Origin of the sequence: Deinococcus misasensis DSM 22328 (genome assembly GCF_000745915.1) — a bacterium.
In the GTDB taxonomy this organism is placed as follows: domain Bacteria; phylum Deinococcota; class Deinococci; order Deinococcales; family Deinococcaceae; genus Deinococcus_C; species Deinococcus_C misasensis.
Genome location: NZ_JQKG01000006.1, coordinates 90,631 through 108,261, shown reverse-complemented (window position 1 = coordinate 108,261; position 17,631 = coordinate 90,631). Strand labels below are relative to the sequence as shown.

14 protein-coding genes are annotated in these 17,631 nt (G+C 54.1%); 6 read left to right on the top strand and 8 right to left on the bottom strand.

Annotated elements, in window-relative coordinates; all coding sequences use genetic code 11:
- The first annotated feature begins 410 nt into the window (after window positions 1–410).
- A complete protein-coding gene (locus Q371_RS06605) occupies window positions 411–1,517 on the top strand; it encodes a BMP family lipoprotein (RefSeq protein WP_034337840.1) in 1,107 nt (368 codons plus the stop codon).
- A 59-nt stretch (window positions 1,518–1,576) separates the two neighbouring features.
- Here the strand turns inward: Q371_RS06605 and Q371_RS06600 are convergent, their stop codons facing one another.
- Together Q371_RS06600 and Q371_RS06595 are read right to left on the bottom strand one after the other, a co-directional pair.
- Window positions 1,577–2,428: an HD-GYP domain-containing protein gene (locus tag Q371_RS06600; protein ID WP_034338072.1), complete on the bottom strand. Its 852-nt coding sequence runs from the start codon at window positions 2,426–2,428 to the stop codon at window positions 1,577–1,579.
- 117 nt (window positions 2,429–2,545) lie between these two features.
- Window positions 2,546–4,678, bottom strand: a complete 2,133-nt coding sequence (locus tag Q371_RS06595) for an alginate O-acetyltransferase AlgX-related protein (RefSeq protein ID WP_034337837.1) — start codon at window positions 4,676–4,678, stop codon at window positions 2,546–2,548.
- A 325-nt stretch (window positions 4,679–5,003) separates the two neighbouring features.
- Here Q371_RS06595 and Q371_RS06590 point away from each other — a divergent pair, with 325 nt between their 5' ends.
- Window positions 5,004–6,542 carry an ABC transporter ATP-binding protein gene (locus Q371_RS06590; RefSeq protein ID WP_034337834.1) on the top strand — a complete coding sequence of 513 codons (1,539 nt, stop codon included), beginning with the start codon at window positions 5,004–5,006 and terminating at the stop codon, window positions 6,540–6,542.
- A gap of 233 nt (window positions 6,543–6,775) precedes the next feature.
- Window positions 6,776–9,661, top strand: coding sequence for a VIT domain-containing protein (locus Q371_RS06585; RefSeq protein WP_034337830.1), 2,886 nt, complete (start codon window positions 6,776–6,778; stop codon window positions 9,659–9,661).
- Between the two features lie 59 nt (window positions 9,662–9,720).
- Here Q371_RS06585 and queC read toward each other — a convergent pair whose 3' ends face one another.
- From queC to Q371_RS06570, 3 genes are read right to left on the bottom strand one after another with little or no spacing between them, the layout of a single operon-like run.
- Window positions 9,721–10,416 carry a 7-cyano-7-deazaguanine synthase QueC gene (gene queC, locus Q371_RS06580; protein ID WP_034337827.1) on the bottom strand — a complete coding sequence of 232 codons (696 nt, stop codon included), beginning with the start codon at window positions 10,414–10,416 and terminating at the stop codon, window positions 9,721–9,723.
- Window positions 10,417–10,424: 8 nt separating this feature from the next.
- Window positions 10,425–11,117 (bottom strand): 7-carboxy-7-deazaguanine synthase QueE, encoded by a 693-nt coding sequence (locus tag Q371_RS06575; RefSeq protein WP_034337824.1) that lies wholly within the window; start codon window positions 11,115–11,117, stop codon window positions 10,425–10,427.
- A 2-nt stretch (window positions 11,118–11,119) separates the two neighbouring features.
- Window positions 11,120–11,524, bottom strand: a complete 405-nt coding sequence (locus tag Q371_RS06570; protein ID WP_034337821.1) for a 6-pyruvoyl trahydropterin synthase family protein — start codon at window positions 11,522–11,524, stop codon at window positions 11,120–11,122.
- Window positions 11,525–11,914: 390 nt separating this feature from the next.
- On the opposite strand from Q371_RS06570, the gene Q371_RS06565 reads away from it, so the two are divergent.
- Complete coding sequence (locus Q371_RS06565) at window positions 11,915–12,808, top strand: hypothetical protein (protein ID WP_157442570.1); 894 nt, start codon at window positions 11,915–11,917, stop codon at window positions 12,806–12,808.
- 45 nt (window positions 12,809–12,853) lie between these two features.
- On the opposite strand, the gene Q371_RS26895 is transcribed toward Q371_RS06565, so the two are convergent.
- On the bottom strand, window positions 12,854–13,063 hold the full coding sequence (locus Q371_RS26895; RefSeq protein WP_157442569.1) for a hypothetical protein: 210 nt from the start codon (window positions 13,061–13,063) through the stop codon (window positions 12,854–12,856).
- Between the two features lie 279 nt (window positions 13,064–13,342).
- Between Q371_RS26895 and Q371_RS06555 the strand changes: the two genes are divergently transcribed.
- Entirely contained in the window at window positions 13,343–14,500 is a 1,158-nt protein-coding gene (locus Q371_RS06555; RefSeq protein ID WP_034337814.1) for a hypothetical protein, read from the top strand.
- Between the two features lie 202 nt (window positions 14,501–14,702).
- Here the strand turns inward: Q371_RS06555 and purD are convergent, their stop codons facing one another.
- Together purD and purN are read right to left on the bottom strand one after the other, a co-directional pair.
- Window positions 14,703–15,956, bottom strand: a complete 1,254-nt coding sequence (gene purD / locus Q371_RS06550) for a phosphoribosylamine--glycine ligase (protein WP_034337811.1) — start codon at window positions 15,954–15,956, stop codon at window positions 14,703–14,705.
- A gap of 67 nt (window positions 15,957–16,023) precedes the next feature.
- Window positions 16,024–16,971: a phosphoribosylglycinamide formyltransferase gene (gene purN, locus Q371_RS06545; RefSeq protein ID WP_034337808.1), complete on the bottom strand. Its 948-nt coding sequence runs from the start codon at window positions 16,969–16,971 to the stop codon at window positions 16,024–16,026.
- Window positions 16,972–17,073: 102 nt separating this feature from the next.
- Between purN and Q371_RS06540 the strand changes: the two genes are divergently transcribed.
- Window positions 17,074–17,526, top strand: coding sequence for an Lrp/AsnC family transcriptional regulator (locus Q371_RS06540; protein WP_034337807.1), 453 nt, complete (start codon window positions 17,074–17,076; stop codon window positions 17,524–17,526).
- Window positions 17,527–17,631: the final 105 nt, after the last annotated feature.

The following is a 17,631-nucleotide window of genomic DNA, read 5'->3' as shown; positions in this document are numbered from 1 at the left end:
GCCCTCAGCTTTCAGCAAAAAGCCCACCAAAAGGCTTTTGCAAACAGCAAAACAAAAAGCCACAAACGGAAAGCCACTCAGACTTTCCGTTCAAAAGGCAGCCAGAAAACGTTCCTTCTGGCTGACGGCTGATCGCTGACGGCTGATGGCTCTTGGTGTTGGCATGGCCTGACCGTGACTTTGCGCTGACCCTGACCCCTGATGCCATCCCTCTTGCAAACTTGAGATTCAGAGGTAGAATAAGAAATCTTTAAAATCTTTATATCTCTAAACTTACATTTTCATTGCAAATGAAGGTTTTGTCGCAAATGCCGTTAGATTCACTGAAGTGTCAAATCGGGTACAAACCCTTGCCTAAACAAGTCGGGTGCCATATAGTCAGTACAGGGAAACATCCCAGGAGGAAAAAGATGAAGAAAACTGCGTTAATCGCTGTGCTGGGCCTGAGTGCCATGCTGAGCGCAGCCAGTGCTCAACAGGTCAGAGTGGGGATCGCCTTCGATGCGGGCGGAAAGTTTGACAAGTCCTTTAACGAATCTGCCTGGAACGGTGCCAAACGCGCCGAGAAAGATTTCAAAATCCTCCTCAAGGATTTCGAACCCTCCGATCCCAGCCAGGTGGTCAGCGGCATCCGCTCCTTTGCCCAAAACGGCTTTGACCTGACCCTCGCCATCGGCTTTGCCAACAACGCTTCTGTGACCACCGTCGCCAAAGAGAACGCCGACCTTGCTTTCGGCCTGATCGACGATGTCTCCGAAGCCAAAAACGTCCAGAGCGTCACCTTCAAAGAGCACGAAGGCTCTTACCTGGTGGGCTACATCGCTGGTCTGACCTCCTCCACCGGAGTGGTCGGCTTCATCGGTGGCATGGACATCCCCCTGATCCACAAATTCGAAGCTGGCTTCACCGCCGGTGTGAAAGCCGCCAACCCCAAAGCCAAAGTGATCGCCCAGTACGTGGGAACCACCCCACAGGCCTGGAACGACCCCGCCAAGGCCAAGGAAATCGCTGGCACCATGAAAGCCCGCGGCACCGACATCGTCTACGCTGCTGCAGGTGCTTCTGGCAACGGTCTGATCGACTACGTCAAGACCACCCAGTGCCTCAAGAAAGCCCAGCTGCCCAAAGGCGTCACCTTCAAGAGCGACATGTTCAAAAACGTGCCCAAATCTGAAGGCTACAAAGCCAAGTGTGCTGGCGACAGCCGCCCCATGTTCTTCATTGGTGTGGACTCCGACCAGACCCGCTTCGGTGACACCGACAGCAACTCCAAAACCCTCAACCACGGTCTGACCAGCATGCTCAAGCGTGTGGACAACGCCGTGTACTCCATCATCAAGAGCGTCGTGGACAACAAGTTCAAAGGCGGTGCCCTGTCCCTCGGCCTGAAAGAAGGCGGCGTGGGCTACGCTGTCAGCGACTACAACCGTGCACTGCTGCCCGCCAGCGTGCTCGCCAAAGTGGAAGCTGCCAGAAAGAGCATCGTCTCCGGCAAAGTCAAGGTTCCCGAGAAATAAACCTCATCAACAGAAAAACCCTCCAGTTGGAGGGTTTTTTTTATGGGTTCTCCCTCTGTTCAGCCCGGAACCCACACCGCTGAAGGGGCTTCTTTGAGGAAGTCCTGCACCTGCTCAATGTCGGGCCTGGCGGTCATGCCCGGATCCAGAACCCCGGTGAATTCGGCTTCGTAGTGGTCTCCTTTACGGTGGAGGCGGTATTTTCCAGTGCAGTTCGGACAACACAGCACATCCCCATCCTCATGTTTTCTGGGCAGGGCCAGAGTGGGGCCACAGGCCGGACAGGTGACCAGCAGACGCCCTTCTGCACTGTGCCCGAGGATGTGGTCCAGTGCCCCCTTTTGACCCAAACCCACGAAATGTGTTGCCAGCTCTGGATCAAACTGGGTGCCTGCACCTTCCAAAAGGATGGACAGGGCTTTCTGTGCAGGCATGCCTTTGCGGTAAGGTCTGGAACTGGTCATGGCATCAAAAGCATCTGCCAGAGCAATGATTCTGGCATGCAGGTGGGTCTGGTCTCCGGTCTTGCCGTAGGGGTAGCCTTTGCCATCATGCCGTTCATGGTGCTCCTCGATCATGGGACGCACCAGAGCAAACAACGGATGGTCGGCCATGGAACTGACCCCCACCACGGGATGCTGCTTCATCTTGGTGTACTCTTCTTCGGAAAGCTTCTCTGGTTTGTTGAGGATGGCATCTGGAATGGCAATCTTTCCAAGGTCATGCACCATCCCACCCAGAGCCACCAGAAACACCTCGTCCTGTGACAGGTTGATGTGCTGGGCCAGTTTCACGGCATACTGACTGACCCGCCAGGTGTGCCCTCCTGTGTAAGCATCTCTGGCTTCGATGAGGGTGGCGAGGGTGAGGACCGACTTCAGCAGGGGCTCGTCAATCAGGGTGATTTTCATGGGGCCTTCCTCCGGTCCTTTCAGTTTAAAGGACGGAAAAGCGGTCAGCAGTCCGTGGTCAGCCATCAGCAAAAACACAGCAGACACTGCCATTCCACAAACACAACCCCATTGCTGTTACTGGTTGCCACCATCACGCAGCACCACAGCACTGAACAGCACAGCCATGGGACGGCTGTCTGCAGCTGCAAACGATGTGGGATTTCCATTCCAGCGGGAATACTGAAACGTCACCACATTCTTGCCCTGCCTGAGGGGCAATTTCACACGCACATTTTTCTGACCTGCCGTGGTCCACTGAACGGTGTCCAGCAATTCTCCATTCACAGCGATTCCAATGCTCTGGTCTGAAATCGGCGTGTACATGGTGGCATCCAGAGTGAGGTCTGCAGCCTGATTGAGGGAAAACGTCAGGGTGGATTCCGGCCCAAGCGCCCATCTGCGGGTGCCTGCTTCGATGGTGGACCATCCACTGATCACCATGGTGGTGGGGGTGGGGGTCTGAATCAGGTTGGTTTCTTTGAGGTCCAGAGGGGTGACAGGAGCCAGTCCCAACCTTGTGAAGCTCAGGCTCAGTTGCCGGGGCTCGGAAGGCACAAAAGCCGTTTTGCCGTGGTTGTGGTCCAGAGGCAACAGACGCAGCACGTTCATGCCTGCTCCCAGAGACACCGACAGGCTCATTTGCATCAATTGGTCTTTCAGAACAGGGTTCACTTGCTTGACCACCTGACCGTTCAGTTCAATGGTGAGGCCCTGGTCTGTAATCTTGTTCAGGAAAGACAGGTTCAACGTGGCTTCGGCAGGCTGATCCAGCAAGAAGGACAAAGTGGTGTCACTTCCCAGACCCCATCGGTTGCCTGATTTTTCCAGATCGTCCAAACCCGATACAGCAATCTCGGGATGGCTGTCGTTTTTGATGGCATCCCAACTTTTGAGGTCCACGGGCTTCAGGGTTTGCATCACTTCCTCTGGCAAGGTGCACAGTTGGGTGTCCTGCACGGTGGCTTGTGTTCCCGCACCGGGATAAATGCGGATTTCAGAGACCTGCTGTCCAGCCATTGGATAGACCGGAACATCCAGCATCACGGTTTTTTGAGAGGGGTTGGCGGGAATGGCAACACTGCGCTGGCCCCCCTGTGCTGAACGGATTTCAAGCCTGACCCCATTGCTGCCCGAGGTGTTCAGCTGGGCATGCAAATACTGGTTCAGGCGGGTTCCATCCACAGGCAACACAAAGTGGCCCTGGTCTGTGGAGAGGGTAGCGGTCAAACCTGTTCCATTTCCACATTTCCCGAGGATGTTGCTGGCCAGATCCAAGCGCAGCAAGGCGTTGTTGCGGGCTTGCCCTTTGTTGATCAGAAAGGCTTCCCAGAATTCCCAGATCAGCACTCTGGGTGGAGCTTCCCGGGTGCTGGCTTCCCTGAAATAATTCAGGACGGGTGTGTAAGGGCCTTGCCCCTGTTTGGCTGCATCCAGCACATCTCTGGAGAGGTGAAACTTCAGGGCATCGTCAAATGGCCAACCGGACGTGTGGTCCGAAAAACTGGATCCCACCAGGGTGATTTGAGGCTGGTCATCTCCAAGCAAGCTGCTTTCGGTGATCCGGTCTGCAGCGAAAGAGCGGAAGGTTTCTGCAGGGTAATTTTTTTGCAGGTCTGCGCTGAGCACCCTTTTCAAACTGCTGGTCTGATAAGTGGCCTCTGGCAGCTCTCGCAAAGTGTACTTCACCTCTGGGAGGTCTTGAACTTCGCTTTTGATGGCTTCTGCAACCGCCTGACCTGCCACTTTTGCACCGTTGGGGTTCCAGTGGTGGTCCAGTTTTTGAAACAGGGGTCCGACCTCGGGGGATGCTTTTTCAAAAACAGCATCCAGATCCACCACTTTGACGCCCCCCTTGCGCAAAGCCTCCAGAGCATTCGGATAACGGTTTTTGACGGTCTCTGGTACAGCAAACCCCACTGGAAGCTGATCTGCATAAACGCGGGATTTGGCAGGCAGCAAGGCCAGCACCAATTGGGTGTTTTGTTTCTTGAGCAGGCGGTCCACCATGACGATGGTGTCCAGAGCCGCTTGAATGTCTGCTGGTTTTTCATCCATCCAGAGGCCCTGTTCGGCACCCGAGAAAAGCCAGCCATTTTGACCAACCTGGACGGCATCCCAGAAGCGCTGGGCATGGGCTGCACTGCTCAGGGCAGACAACAGCAGCAAAGCAAAAACCGATTTGCTCTGAACAACAAAACGTTTTTTCATGGGGACTCTCCCGTGGATTGACAGTGTGAAGCTGTGCATCGCTGAAGTGGCCCCCACTGGATGGAAAGACCCTGCTGGTCTCTGGCCATCAAGATGCACCGCTGGTTCCTTTCAGACAGGCAGGAATCCATGTCCTGTGCAGCAAGTGGGGGCAGACTTCATGACTGCATGCTAGAGCAAGAGTGTTGCCCATTTGTGACCCAGCTTTCGAAGTGCGAAACCTTGCACAGGACAGGTTCAGTTGCAGCCTCAAGCAAGCAGAAGCCAAAGACCCAACAGAACAAAGTTGATTGTCTATACCCGTCAAAAGCGGTACCATGTGCCCATGACCCAGGCCAAACCCTATGCCATTGAACTCAGAGGCATCACCAAACGTTTCCCTCTGGTGCTGGCCAACGACAACATCAACCTGAAAGTGAAGTGGGGCAGCATCCATGCACTGGTCGGTGAAAACGGTGCAGGGAAAAGCACCCTCATGAAAATCCTGTATGGGATGCAGCCCCCCACCAGTGGTGAAATCTGGGTGAATGGTCAGCAGGTGCACTTCCATGACCCCAAAGACGCCATTGCACAGGGCATCGGGATGGTGCACCAGCACTTCATGCTGGTGGAACCCCTGACCGTCACCGAAAACGTGATCCTCGGGATGGAACCCATGCAGGGCACCAGCATCAATTACGCCTCTGCACGCAAACGGGTGAAAGAGCTGATTGACCAGTTCAAGTTTGATCTGAATCCTGATGCCAAAATTGAGGACCTGCCTGTGGGCCTCCAGCAAAAAGTGGAGATTTTGAAAACCCTGTACCGTGGGGCCAAAATCCTGATTCTGGACGAACCCACCGCCGTGCTCACCCCCAACGAAACCAAAGAGCTGTTCGCTTTTCTGAAAAACAATTACATTGCGCAGGGAAACAGCGTGATTTTCATTTCCCACAAGCTCCACGAGGTGCTGGAACTCTGCGACGAAATCTCAGTGATCCGCGACGGCAAAATGATTGGTTCCATTGATGCTTTTGATGCCACCGAAATCAAAATTGCCCGCATGATGGTGGGCCGCGATGTGGTCCTGAGCGTGGAAAAAGCCCCACCTCAACCCAAAGAAGTGTCTCTGGAACTGCAAAACGTCACGGTGCAGGGACCCAACAAAAAACCCATTGTGAACAACGTGTCGTTCAATGTGCGGGCCGGAGAAATTGTGGGCATTGCCGGGATCGAAGGAAACGGCCAGAGCCAGCTTGTCGAGGCCATCACCGGACTGCTCCACATCAATGGGGGTCACATCCGTTATCAGGGTCAGGAAATCCAGCATGCCAATGCAGCCAAAGTTTCTCTGGCCGGGGTTTCCCACATCCCAGAGGACCGCAACGAGCGCGGTCTGGTCGTGGACATGACCACCGCAGAGAACATGATCCTCGGACAGCATGGGCGCTCTCCCTTTGCAGGTCTTCTGGGCCTCCTGGACCTCGACAAGATCGAGCAGGTGTCCAAAGAACGGGCAGAGAAGTTTGATGTGCGTCCGCGCAGCACCTCTTTGCTGGCCAGCCAGTACTCGGGGGGGAATGCCCAGAAGATCATTGTGGCCCGAGAAATGGCCAAGAACCCCAAAATCTTGATCGCCTCCCAGCCGACCCGCGGGGTGGACATCGGGGCCATCGAGTTCATTCACAAGCAGATTGTGGCGGCTCGGGATCAGGGTCTGGCCGTGCTTCTGATCAGTGCCGACCTGACCGAGGTGATGAACCTCTCAGACCGCATTCTGGTGATGTTTGAAGGTGAAGTGGTCGGTGAGGTGGACGCCAGCGTGGCCACCCAGGAACAACTTGGCCTGATGATGGCTGGTGTCAAAGCCGCTCCGCAAGCCTGAACCCTGCAACTTCAAAAGCCACCCTTTGGGGTGGTTTTTTTGATTGAAAGGCTGCTGATTTGTAAAACAGACTTTGCAATTCCAAATCCCCTCTGGACATTGGAACCTCAACATTTAAATGGGAAGCTCATGTCATTTTGAGCATTCCTTTAATTTGCGAATGCGTTTGCAACGATGACATAAGATGAATCCAGAGTGGAAGATTTCACACAAACCTGCCAGAGAGGTCACACATGTACAAATGGCTGTTTTTGAGTGCTGCATTGTTGATGGTTTCGCAAACCCCTTCGGTGGTGAACGCCCAGAGTGTCCAGGTCCGGCCCATTCTGATTGCTCCAGTGGCTCCCAAAGAGACCCCTGTTGAATTGCGAAACGTGGTGATCAACACCGAGATCACCGGGCCTTTCGCTCGCACCGAAATTGAACTGACTTTCTTCAATCCGAACCGGCGCGTGCTGGAAGGAGAACTGGAATTCCCCTTGCTGGAAGGCCAGAGCGTCACTGGCTTTGCTCTGGATTTCAATGGCAAGTGGCGGGATGCGGTGGCCGTCGAGAAACCCAAAGCCCAGCAGATTTTTGAAGATGTGACCCGCCAACAGGTGGACCCGGCCCTTTTGCAGGTCACCAGAGGCAACAATTACAAGGTGCGCGTGTATCCTTTGCCTGCCATGGGCATCCGCAAAGTGAAACTCGTTGTTTCAGAGAGGGTCCAGCAGAACACCTACAAATTGCCCCTGCTTTACACCGATGTGTCCAGATTGCGGGTCAACATTCTGACCGACAACACCGAGGCCACCCTCAAAGCACCCACAGAACTTGAAGATCTGGAATTCCAACCCAGAGGGGCAAACGGTCAGAAATTGCAATTTGAACGGCTGGATTTTTCTGGAACCGGCACCCTCGAAATTGCCCTGCCCGAGACCAACAGCACCGAAACGTTCGTGCAGAACTTTGATGGTCAGCGCTATTTCATGGCCGTGATTCCCCGTCAGGAACGCATGGTCAAGCGTGCACCTCCAGCAGTGGTGGACCTCTGGTGGGACAGTTCCCTGTCGGGTTTGAAGCGGGACCACCAGAAAGAGTTGCAGTTGCTGGAACAGTACTTTGCACGTTTTCAGAACCTTCAGGTGCGCCTGACCCGTTTCAGCAATGAAGCCAGTCCCAGAGAGGTCTTTGAGGTGCAAAATGGCAACTGGTCCGCTTTGCGTCAGGCCCTGAACAACACCGTTTACGATGGAGGCACCGACTTTGACGCCCTGAGTTGCGCCCCAGACATGGATTCTGGACAGGGACAACCGCTGGCAGATTGTGCAGGGGCATCTGAGCGACTGATCTTCACCGATGGGCTCGACAACATGACCAACGCTGAACTGAAAGAAGCGGACGTTCCCACCCATGTGATTTCCTCTGGAAGCAGCAATGATCCAGTGCGCCTGAAACACCTGACGGCTGGCTCTGGGCAGACCATTCTGCTGAACCGCATGTCCATGGAGCAGGCCCTGAATGCCCTTGTGGCAGGTCGCCAGAGCCTTGAGAACCTGACCGCGCAGGGAGCCAAAGATCTGGTGGTCTCTGAAACCGCCGATGCCTTTCTGGTGGCAGGCATCCTGAATGCCAGCACCGCTCAGGTGTCTTACACACTGGATGGACAGCCCGAGACCCTCAAGGTGTCCGCTTCTGCAACCCGCAGCAATCAGGTGGCACAACTCTGGGCAAGCTGGAAAATCGAAGATTTGCGTGGAGAGGAACGCTTGAATCAAGGCCAGATCCGCAGGATCGGCAAGGCGTTCAATCTGGTGACCCCTCAGACGTCTTTGCTGGTGCTGGACACTGTGCAGGATTATGTGCGTTACGACATCAATCCTCCTGCAGAGCTTCAAGCAGAATTCCAGAGCCTCAAAGACCAGCAGGCACAAGCACAGAAGCAGGACAAGGCAGACCACACCAGCATGGTGCTCGGGCTCCTTCAGGATTATGAAAACTGGTGGAAGAAAGACTTCCCGAAAGACACCCCTCCCAAACCTGAGCCTGCCAAGAAGTCCGATGGAACACCCCTCCCCTCTCCGACCTTCCGCAGTGAAACGGGGAACGCTCTGGCTTTGCCTTCTGTGTCCGCTCCAGACGCCGAAATGTACATCAACTCCATTTCTGACACCGCAGGGATGGCTGCGGAACGGTCCTCTGGTGAATCCCCTGCAAGCTCAGGAAACCAGATCAGCATCCAGCTGAAAAAATGGACCTCCGATGCCCCTTACATCCGGCGCATGCAGGAAGCGAAAGCCTCTGACCTGTACCGCATCTATCTGGATGAACGCCCCGAGTACGAGAACAGCACGGCTTTTTATCTGGATGTCGCCGATCAGCTTTTTGACAAGAAACTGCCAGAACTGGCCTTGAAAGTGCTGAGCAACCTGTCTGAATTGCAACTGGAAAACCGGGCCATCCTGCGGATTCAGGCTTACCGCTACCTGCAAGCAGGGTATCCGGAGTTGGCCCTGCCCATTCTGGAACAGGTGGCAGACCTCGCCCCTTATGAGCCCCAGAGTTTCCGCGATCTGGGACTGGCACATGCACAGGCCGGAAACCCCCAAAAAGCCATCGAAAACCTGTACCGCGTGGTGGACCAGCGGTGGGATGGTCGTTTCAGCGAAGTGGAATTGATTGCCCTGAACGAGTTGAACGCCATCATTCACAGTTCGGCTCAGCCTCTGGACACCCGCTTCATGGACCCGAGGTTCATCAAGGACCTGCCTGTGGACCTGAGGGTGGTCCTGACCTGGGACGCCGACAACTCCGACATGGACCTCTGGGTGACCGATCCCAACGACGAGAAGGTGTATTACGGTCACCGCCTGAGTTATCAGGGAGGCCGGATTTCCAGAGACATGACTGGAGGCTACGGCCCTGAGGAATTCAGCCTGAAAGTCGCCAAGAAAGGCAAATATTCCATTCAGACCAATTACTATGGCAACCGCCAGCAAATTCTGGCCGGGGCCGTCACCTTGCAGGCCAAACTGATCACGGGTTTTGGCACCCCCAAACAGCAGGAGCAGATCATCACCTTGCGCCTGAAAGACCGCTCTGAAACGGTCTTTGTGGGTGAATTTGAAGTGAAGTGAGCTGAAACTTGAGAAGCAGAGGGAATGTCCCTCTGCTTCTTTTTTGGATGATGTGACCCTCAGAGCAGCCCGAGTTCCCTCTGGGCGTGTTTGGTGGCAAGGTCAGGTCTTCCTGCTTCGATGAGGGCTTTGTCGCGAATCCGGCAGGAATCGCACACCCCGCAAGGCTCTGAGCCCCCCTGATAGCAGGACCAAGTTTGATCAATGGGCACCCCGAGTTCCAGGGCCTTCTTCACGATGTCCACTTTGGTCATCAGGACCAGAGGTGCATGCAATTTGGCTCCTTTGCCTTCCAATCCTGCTTTGGTGGCCAGATCCGCAAGCGTCTGGAAAGCCGACAGGTACTCTGGGCGGCAATCCGGGTAGCCCGAGTAATCCACGGCATTGATGCCCAGATACACCCTTTCGGCTTCGATGGCTTCTGCCAGAGACAGTCCAATCGAGATGAACACGGTGTTCCGTCCGGGCACATAGGTGGGCGGGATGGTCCCGTCTTCGGTGCCGTGGGTGGGCACATCAATGCTTTCATCGGTAAGGGCACTGCCTCCCCATTGTGCGATGTTCACATCCACCACGAAGTGCTTGAGGCCAAAGTGCTGGGCGATTTTCTGGGCCTGTTCGAGTTCGATGGTGTGGCGTTGTCCGTAACGGAAAGACAGGGCAGTGACATCAAAACCATCTTCGAGTTGGGCGATGGCAGCGGTGGTGCTGGAATCCAGTCCTCCTGAGAGGAGCACAACGGCTTTCTTGCTCATGGGTCTCCTTACACCCCCAGTTGGGGATCTCCCCCGAGGGGAATCTGGCGTTTGTCGCTGTGTGGGTCGAGGTCATCGGCGCGGTAGGCTTTGTGCATCTGGTACCCGGCCCGCAACCTCGGGTTGGCTTTGACGGCCTCTGTGATGGCGTTCAGCACCGTCATGTCTTTCTCTCTGGCTCTGGACCACTCGGGATGCAACCAGATGACAGCTTCCTCTGGCAAACCTTCCAGCACCTTCAACCCTGCATCAATGTCTGAAAGGTCATGCACGATGATTTTGACCTCGTGGGTTTGCTTCACCACCTCTTTGAGGGGAGGCATCCCAAAAGGCTTCGGAGACAGGGTGATCCAGTCCAGATTTCCCCTGAGGGGCGCAATTCCACTGGTTTCCAGATGCACTTTGCGGCCCAGTTGGTGCAGTTCGTTGGTCAACTCAGAGAGGTCAAAGAGGATGGGTTCTCCGCCTGTGATCACCACGATGGCCCCCTCTGGACTCTCCTGCTGCACAAATTCGGCAAGTTCCTGTCCAGAATACAGGCCCACCTGAGGGGGACGGTACTCTGGATGCCAGGTGCCTGCACTGTCACACCAGAAGCATTTCTGGGGGCAACCGTACAAGCGGATGAAGTAGGCCGCCCTCCCGAGGTGCACCCCTTCACCCTGCCAGGTGTAGAAGCGCTCATAAACCGGGTATTTCATGCTCACTCCCAGTATTCGCAGTAAGACTCGGGGGTTTCCCAGAGGGTCACTTTGAGTTGCAGGTCGCTGCCATCGTCACCCTCGGGGAGGTTTTCACGGATGCGGTCCAGGGTTTTGCGGTACAGGTGCTGCACGATCACTTCGGCGGTGGTGTCGTCTCCGAGGAGGTCGTTCAGGTAGGCGTGATCGAGGCCACCCTTTTCCACATCTTTTTTGGCCCATTTGAGGGTTTTGAAATCGGCGACCATGATGTCGCGTTTCACGTGCGCACTCGGGCGCAGTTTGTTGGATTGCAGCTCCATTTTCACCCGGTAGGTGTGGCCGTGCAATCGGCCGCAAGGACCGTCATAACCGACGATCACGTGGGCACTGTCAAAAGTAAACTCTGTCACCAGCTTCCAAGGCATACTTCAAAAGTGTATACGATACGCCAGCCCTGAAGTGTGCAGTCATTCTGTTGCTACCATCGGAGTATCAAGGTTGTTGCACCAGAGATGCTTACACCAGAGGACTCGTTTTCGATTGACTTTCACCCAAGAGATTCCTGCTCAATGCCTGACAGAAGTGTCAGCATCAGGGCCGAGACCGCTCTGGAAACCCGATGTTTTAACCAGAGTGAAACTTTTGGTTACAAATGAGAATCCTAAAGTGATCAAACACAGGTTTTTCCACCGAGTCTCCATGGAGTTTTTTTCTTTGTCAAACGAATTTCGGACCATGAAACATTCAAATTCTGTCATGGATTAATGAAACGAAATTGTAACCACATGACCACCAGCTTATGCCATGCTGAAGCCATGAAACGCAGCCTCTGGTCCCTCTCCCTCATTGCCCTGATGGTGGGATGCTCCCAAACCCCTGCTCCTGCCCCAGAGATTGATCAAGAAGCCCTGTCCTTCCAGACTGCCGTGTGGACCTATGCCGATCTGGTCACCCAGAGCAAAGCCCGCAGTGCTTTTTACACTTTTGCTTCCAGCCACCCCATCAAAACCATTTACCTGGAGGCCGAAGACCACCTGAACAACCGCCCTGCTGCACTTGCCGGTTTTGTGCAAGACGCCAGAAGCCGGAAATTCAATGTGGAACTGCTGACCGGACATCCCCATTGGGCTTTGCCCGAGTTCCAGAATCAGGGGGTGCAATTTGCCCAGAAGGTGGTCCAACTGGCCAACCAGTATCCTCAGGCACAAGGCATTGGGCTGCATCTGGATGTGGAACCCTACCTGCTTCCTGAATGGCAAAACAACCCCCAGCAAGTGGCCAATGGTCTTCTGGACCTCTTTGCACAGGTCAAAAACACCCTGCAAAGCCAGCCTCTGGCTGTGGACATCCCCTGCTGGTTCGATGAAATTCAGGTGCTCCGCAACGGGCAAACCCGTCCTCTTTCTGAATGGATCATTGATGTTGCAGACCTGACTGTGCTGATGGACTACCGCGACACCGTGCAAGGCATTGTGAACAGCGGTTACAGCGAAATCGAATACGCCAGCAAAGTGGGCAAAAAAGTGGTGCTCGGGGTCAACACCAAAAACGAACGGGGACTGAGCCCAGCCAGCACCACCTTTTATGAAGAAGGCTGGCGTTACATGGAATCCACTTTGAACACTGTGAATCAAACCTTGCAACCCAAAAGTGGATATGGTGGATTGGCCATTTTCACCTATGAAGATTACAAACTGCTGAAAAAATGAACTTGCGAACCCCTGAAGTCCAGAAACCCTCCTTTTGGAGGGTTTTTACCTCCAAGCTTGCAGGGTGACCAGGGTGTTGACCACTTCACCACTGGAATGGGTTTCTTTGATTTTCAATTGACCCGAGAGCTTGCTCCTGGAACCCTCTGGAGCAAGGGTGCCTGTGACCTCGTAGAACACGTTGTCACGCTGCTCACGGACCTCAATGTGAATCTGGTCTTCTTTCAAAACACCTGTATAGTCACTGAGTTTCACAAAAGTTTGGTTTTCCCGTGTGTATTGGGTGGCCTTGGTTTCCCCTTCAAGGATCGTGCCATCATCGAGTGTGGCTTTGTAATTCCATGTTCCCGCATACGAATGATTCGTGCTGCACGAATTCAACAACCAGAGTACCAATGCACCACACAAACACATTTTTGGAATTGTTGACCACATCACCGCTCAAGTATAAAGGACTGTGTCCTTCAAGTTTCAAATTCGTCACTTCCAAACCAAAGGTGATGCATATAGAATGACGTTCGGAGGAATATCCCAATGAAAAAATCCAACAAATTGACTTTTGCAGCCCTCATCTCTTTGTCTCTGGTGGTTGCCGGTTGCAGACCCAATGTACCTGTCAAGACCGAAGACAACGCCAAAGTGCTGCAAGCCATTCCCAAAGACATGAGCACCATGATGGAAATGTCTGCAGACCTGACCCCCCAAACCCAAAAAGCCATGCTGGCTCTGGGCATCCAACTGCCACCTCTTCCAGAACAACCCACCAAAATGTCTGCCGAAGGACTGCAAAAAGCCTTGTTCGAAGCAACAGGTCTGAAAGCCCTGTTGGAAGCACAAGGCACCCCTGAAGATCCGGATTACAAACTGCTGCGGGGCACTTACACCCGCGATGCCTTTGGCAAACTGACCAAAACCAAAAATGAACCCACCGATGGCATGGTGGTGAATTTTACCGTGAAAGGGATCAACTTCACCCAAACCACCAAATACAAAGAAATTGCTGTGCTGTCCAGCACTTGGAGCAACACCACCAGTTACCGTGAAGAATTGATGGATCTGGAAGACACACTGACCTCTGGTGGCGAAACCCTCTACACCGCCACCCTCAATCAGGATTTCAGCAAGTGCAAATACACCAGAGGAAACTCGACCTACGATGTCATTCTGGTGAACAAAGCCGATGCTTCCCTCAATGTGGGTGGCCAGATCACCGCCAAAGGCAACCTCAGTGCCCAGGGCAAACAGGGATCTGCTTCTGCTGAGTTCAAACTGACCACCAGCAAGCACACCCTGAGTGTCAGTGGCAATGTGAATGTCACAGCAACCACAGAAAACACCTGCGCTTCAGTGGGCACAGAAGGGGGTCTCACTGCTGGTGACATCAAACTGAATGTGGCTCTGGACAGCAATGCTGCAGAATTCACCGCCTCTGCCAAAAACTACACCACCGATGTCAATGGGCAACCCGTTGGTGATGTTGAGGCCAAACTGGTGTACAGCACTCCAAATCACTATGCCAACCTCTTCACTGCCAAAGGCAACATGAAAGATGGACCTGATGCGGACACCATTGCAGGAGATCAAGTGGAAGTCAAAGTCCTCCTGGAGAAAGAAGAAGGCATTGTCTTTGTGACCACCAACTGGCAAAAATTTGTCGATTCGCTCTACAACATGCCCCTGCCTGTTCTCTGAGCAACCACTGGGTTTAACATTGAAGTAGGAGGATTCGTTTGAATCCTCCTATTTTAAAAACCCTTTCCAGATGGATGGCCTCTTGTTTTTCTGTCAAATGCTTTAAAAAGCAACCCTGTTGGACCATCCAAACCATTTTGACCACCAAAAAGAGAGGCTCAGGGCCTCTCTTTTTCTTTTGTTTTTTTGCCTGCTGCGTCCATCAAACCCGAACTTTGATCCCGAGCCGACCACCAATGTCCCGACGCATCTGGGCACCTTCAAATTGAATGGCGTCCGCCACCTGATAGGCTCTGGTGACCGCTTCGGTCAGGTCCTCACCCCGAGCTTGAACGGCCAGCACACGGCCTCCATTGGAGACCAGCTGTCCGTCTTTGAGGGCCGTTCCAGCATGAAAAATGATGCTGTGCTCTGGCACCACTGGAAGCTGAATCGGAATGCCTTTCGTGCTGCTGGCAGGGTAACCCGGAGAAGCCAGAATCACCAGAGCACTGGCATCTGTGCTGAACTGCACCATGTCTTGGGTCAGGTTTCCATCCACACAGGCTTCCATGATGGTCAGCAGGTCGCTTTCCAGAAGCGGCAGGATGCATTCGGCCTCTGGGTCGCCAAAACGGGAGTTGAATTCCACCACCTTGGGTCCCTGAGGGGTGAGCATCAAGCCGGGATAAATCACCCCTTGATAAGGGATGCCTTCTTGTTGCATGCCAGCCATCAAGCGGTCCAGAATTTCGCTCTGGATGCGTTCTTTCTGTTCGTCGGTCAGGGGGAAGGGTGCAATCACGCCCATTCCGCCGGTCATGGGGCCCACATCTCCGTCAAAAATGGTTTTGTGGTCCTGACTGGGGAGCATCATGGCAGCGGTTTTTCCATCGCAGAAGGCCATGATGGAGACCTCCATGCCCTGCATGAATTCTTCGATGACCACCTCTGCCCCACTGGGACGGTCAAAGATGGCATCCAGAGCAGTCAGGGCCTCTTCGATGGTCTGGGCCACGGTGACCCCTTTGCCGAGTGCCAGAGCAGAGTCTTTCACCACAATGGGTGCACCTTGCTGCTGCACATAAGCTTTGGCGGCATCCAGATCTGTGAAGCTCTGGTAGGCCGCTGTGGGGATGTGGTATTTGGCCATGATTTCTTTGGAGTACCGCTTGGACCATTCCAGACGGGCTGCAGCTCTGACCGGGCCGAAAGCACGGATGCCAGCAGCTTGCAAAGCATCGATCATGCCATCTGCAAGCTGGTTGTCCGGCCCCACCACCACAAAGTCCACGCCATTTTCACGGGCATACTGTGCAATGGCAGCAGGTTCAAGGCTGTGCTGGATGCACTCTGCATCTTCTGCGATGCCTGCATTTCCGGGAATGCACTGCAAGCGTGAAATGCGGTCTGATTTTTTGAGGGCTTTCACAATGGCGTGTTCGCGGCCTCCGCTGCCAATCACCAGAACGTTCATGCAATTCTCCTTACTGCGTTGATCGGGGCAACAAGATGTCTCTTCTCTGGTTGCACTGCCAGATGCTTTAAAAAGTGGTGCGGTCCCATTCGAGGGCCGTTTCATGCAAAGCAGCTTCAAAAGCCTCTTTCAGGCCCAGAGCCTCTGCACGTTCCAGAAGGCGACCTCTGGCTTCCCAGCGGTTCTTGCGGTCCTGCAAAGGTTCAAGCGTCATAAACCCGAGGCGCAAATCGTCTGCACTGCGGGCCAGAGCCACCACAGGATCCGCAGACAGGTGCAGGCCAGCGAAGACCAGCTCGGGTTTGTCCCAAGTTTTCAACAGTCGGGCCACACGCACAGCATGCTGCCTTTGTGCAACATCCAGACCTTGTGCTTCCCAGCTTTTCAGGACATCGGCAAACCCTGGGCCAAATTCCTGTGTGCCTTCCTCAAGGTTGGGCACAGGAAAAGCCAGACCCGAGAGCCACAAGCGCACCGCTTGCGGATAGGCCTCATGTTCTGCTGGTTGAATGCGTGCAGCAAGCGCATCTGCAGTGTCATCTTCAAGCACCGGGACCGCTTTCTGGAGGATCATGTCTCCGCCATCCAGCACAGCATCCACAAAGTGCACCGTGCATCCAGATTGGGTGACCCCTGCATCCAGAGCCTGTTGCTGGGGATGCAAACCGGGGAAATCTGGAAGCAAACTCGGGTGGATGTTGATGATGCGCCCACGCCAGAATTCCACGAAAGGATCACTGGAAATCCGCATGAATCCGGCCAACACCACCAGATCGATTTGCCTGTCTTGCATGAGGCTCTGGGCCTGACGTTCAAAGTCTTCCCGGCCATTTTTCTTCCAAGGGATGTACACCGCTTCCACTCCGGCTTGCCTTGCCCGTTCCAGAGCGTAAGCGTCCTGTTTGTTGCTGATCACCAGCGTGATTTCTGCCCTCGGGTCCTTGTGGGGGAACCATCCCAGCAGGGTCTGCAGGTTGGTGCCGCTTCCCGAAGCAAACACAGCGATTCGTTTCATCAGGCGAATTGTAGCATGATGCACTGCTCTGGCCTCAGCTTGAGTTAGGCATAAAGCAGGGTAGCCAACCCCCTCACAAATCGGTACACTGTTCCTTGTCAAATGAAAAGCAAGCTGGATGACCTCGACACAAGAATTTTGCAGGAGTTGCAGCAAGACGCCCGCCTGAGCATGCGTGAACTGGGAAGACGCATTGGCCTTTCCGCTCCGGCCACCGCAGAACGGGTGAGCCGACTGGAATATGCCGGGGTGATCGTGGGTTATGCAGCCCGGATTTTGCCCCAGAACCTCGGGCGCAAGGTGATGGCGTTCATTGGCGTGCAGGACAGTGGCCAAAAAGATCCGATATTGATCGAATGGGCCAAGAAGCGTGACGGGGTGCTGGAATGCTACTCGGTCACTGGAGAAAACTCCTGCATGCTGCGCATTGCCGTTGAAAACATCAGCGAACTGGAAAAAGTGCTCGCAGAACTCATTGAGATGGGTTTCACCTGCCAGACCAGCATCGTGCTGTCCAATCCGATTGCCTTCAAGGAAGTCACTCCCAAAGCCTGACCTGAGACATCTTTTTCAGTCACAAACGCCACCAGATGGCGTTTTTTTCATGAACTTTCCTTGAGGATTTTATCGGATGTTTATCCTGCAACCTTTCTAGAATCA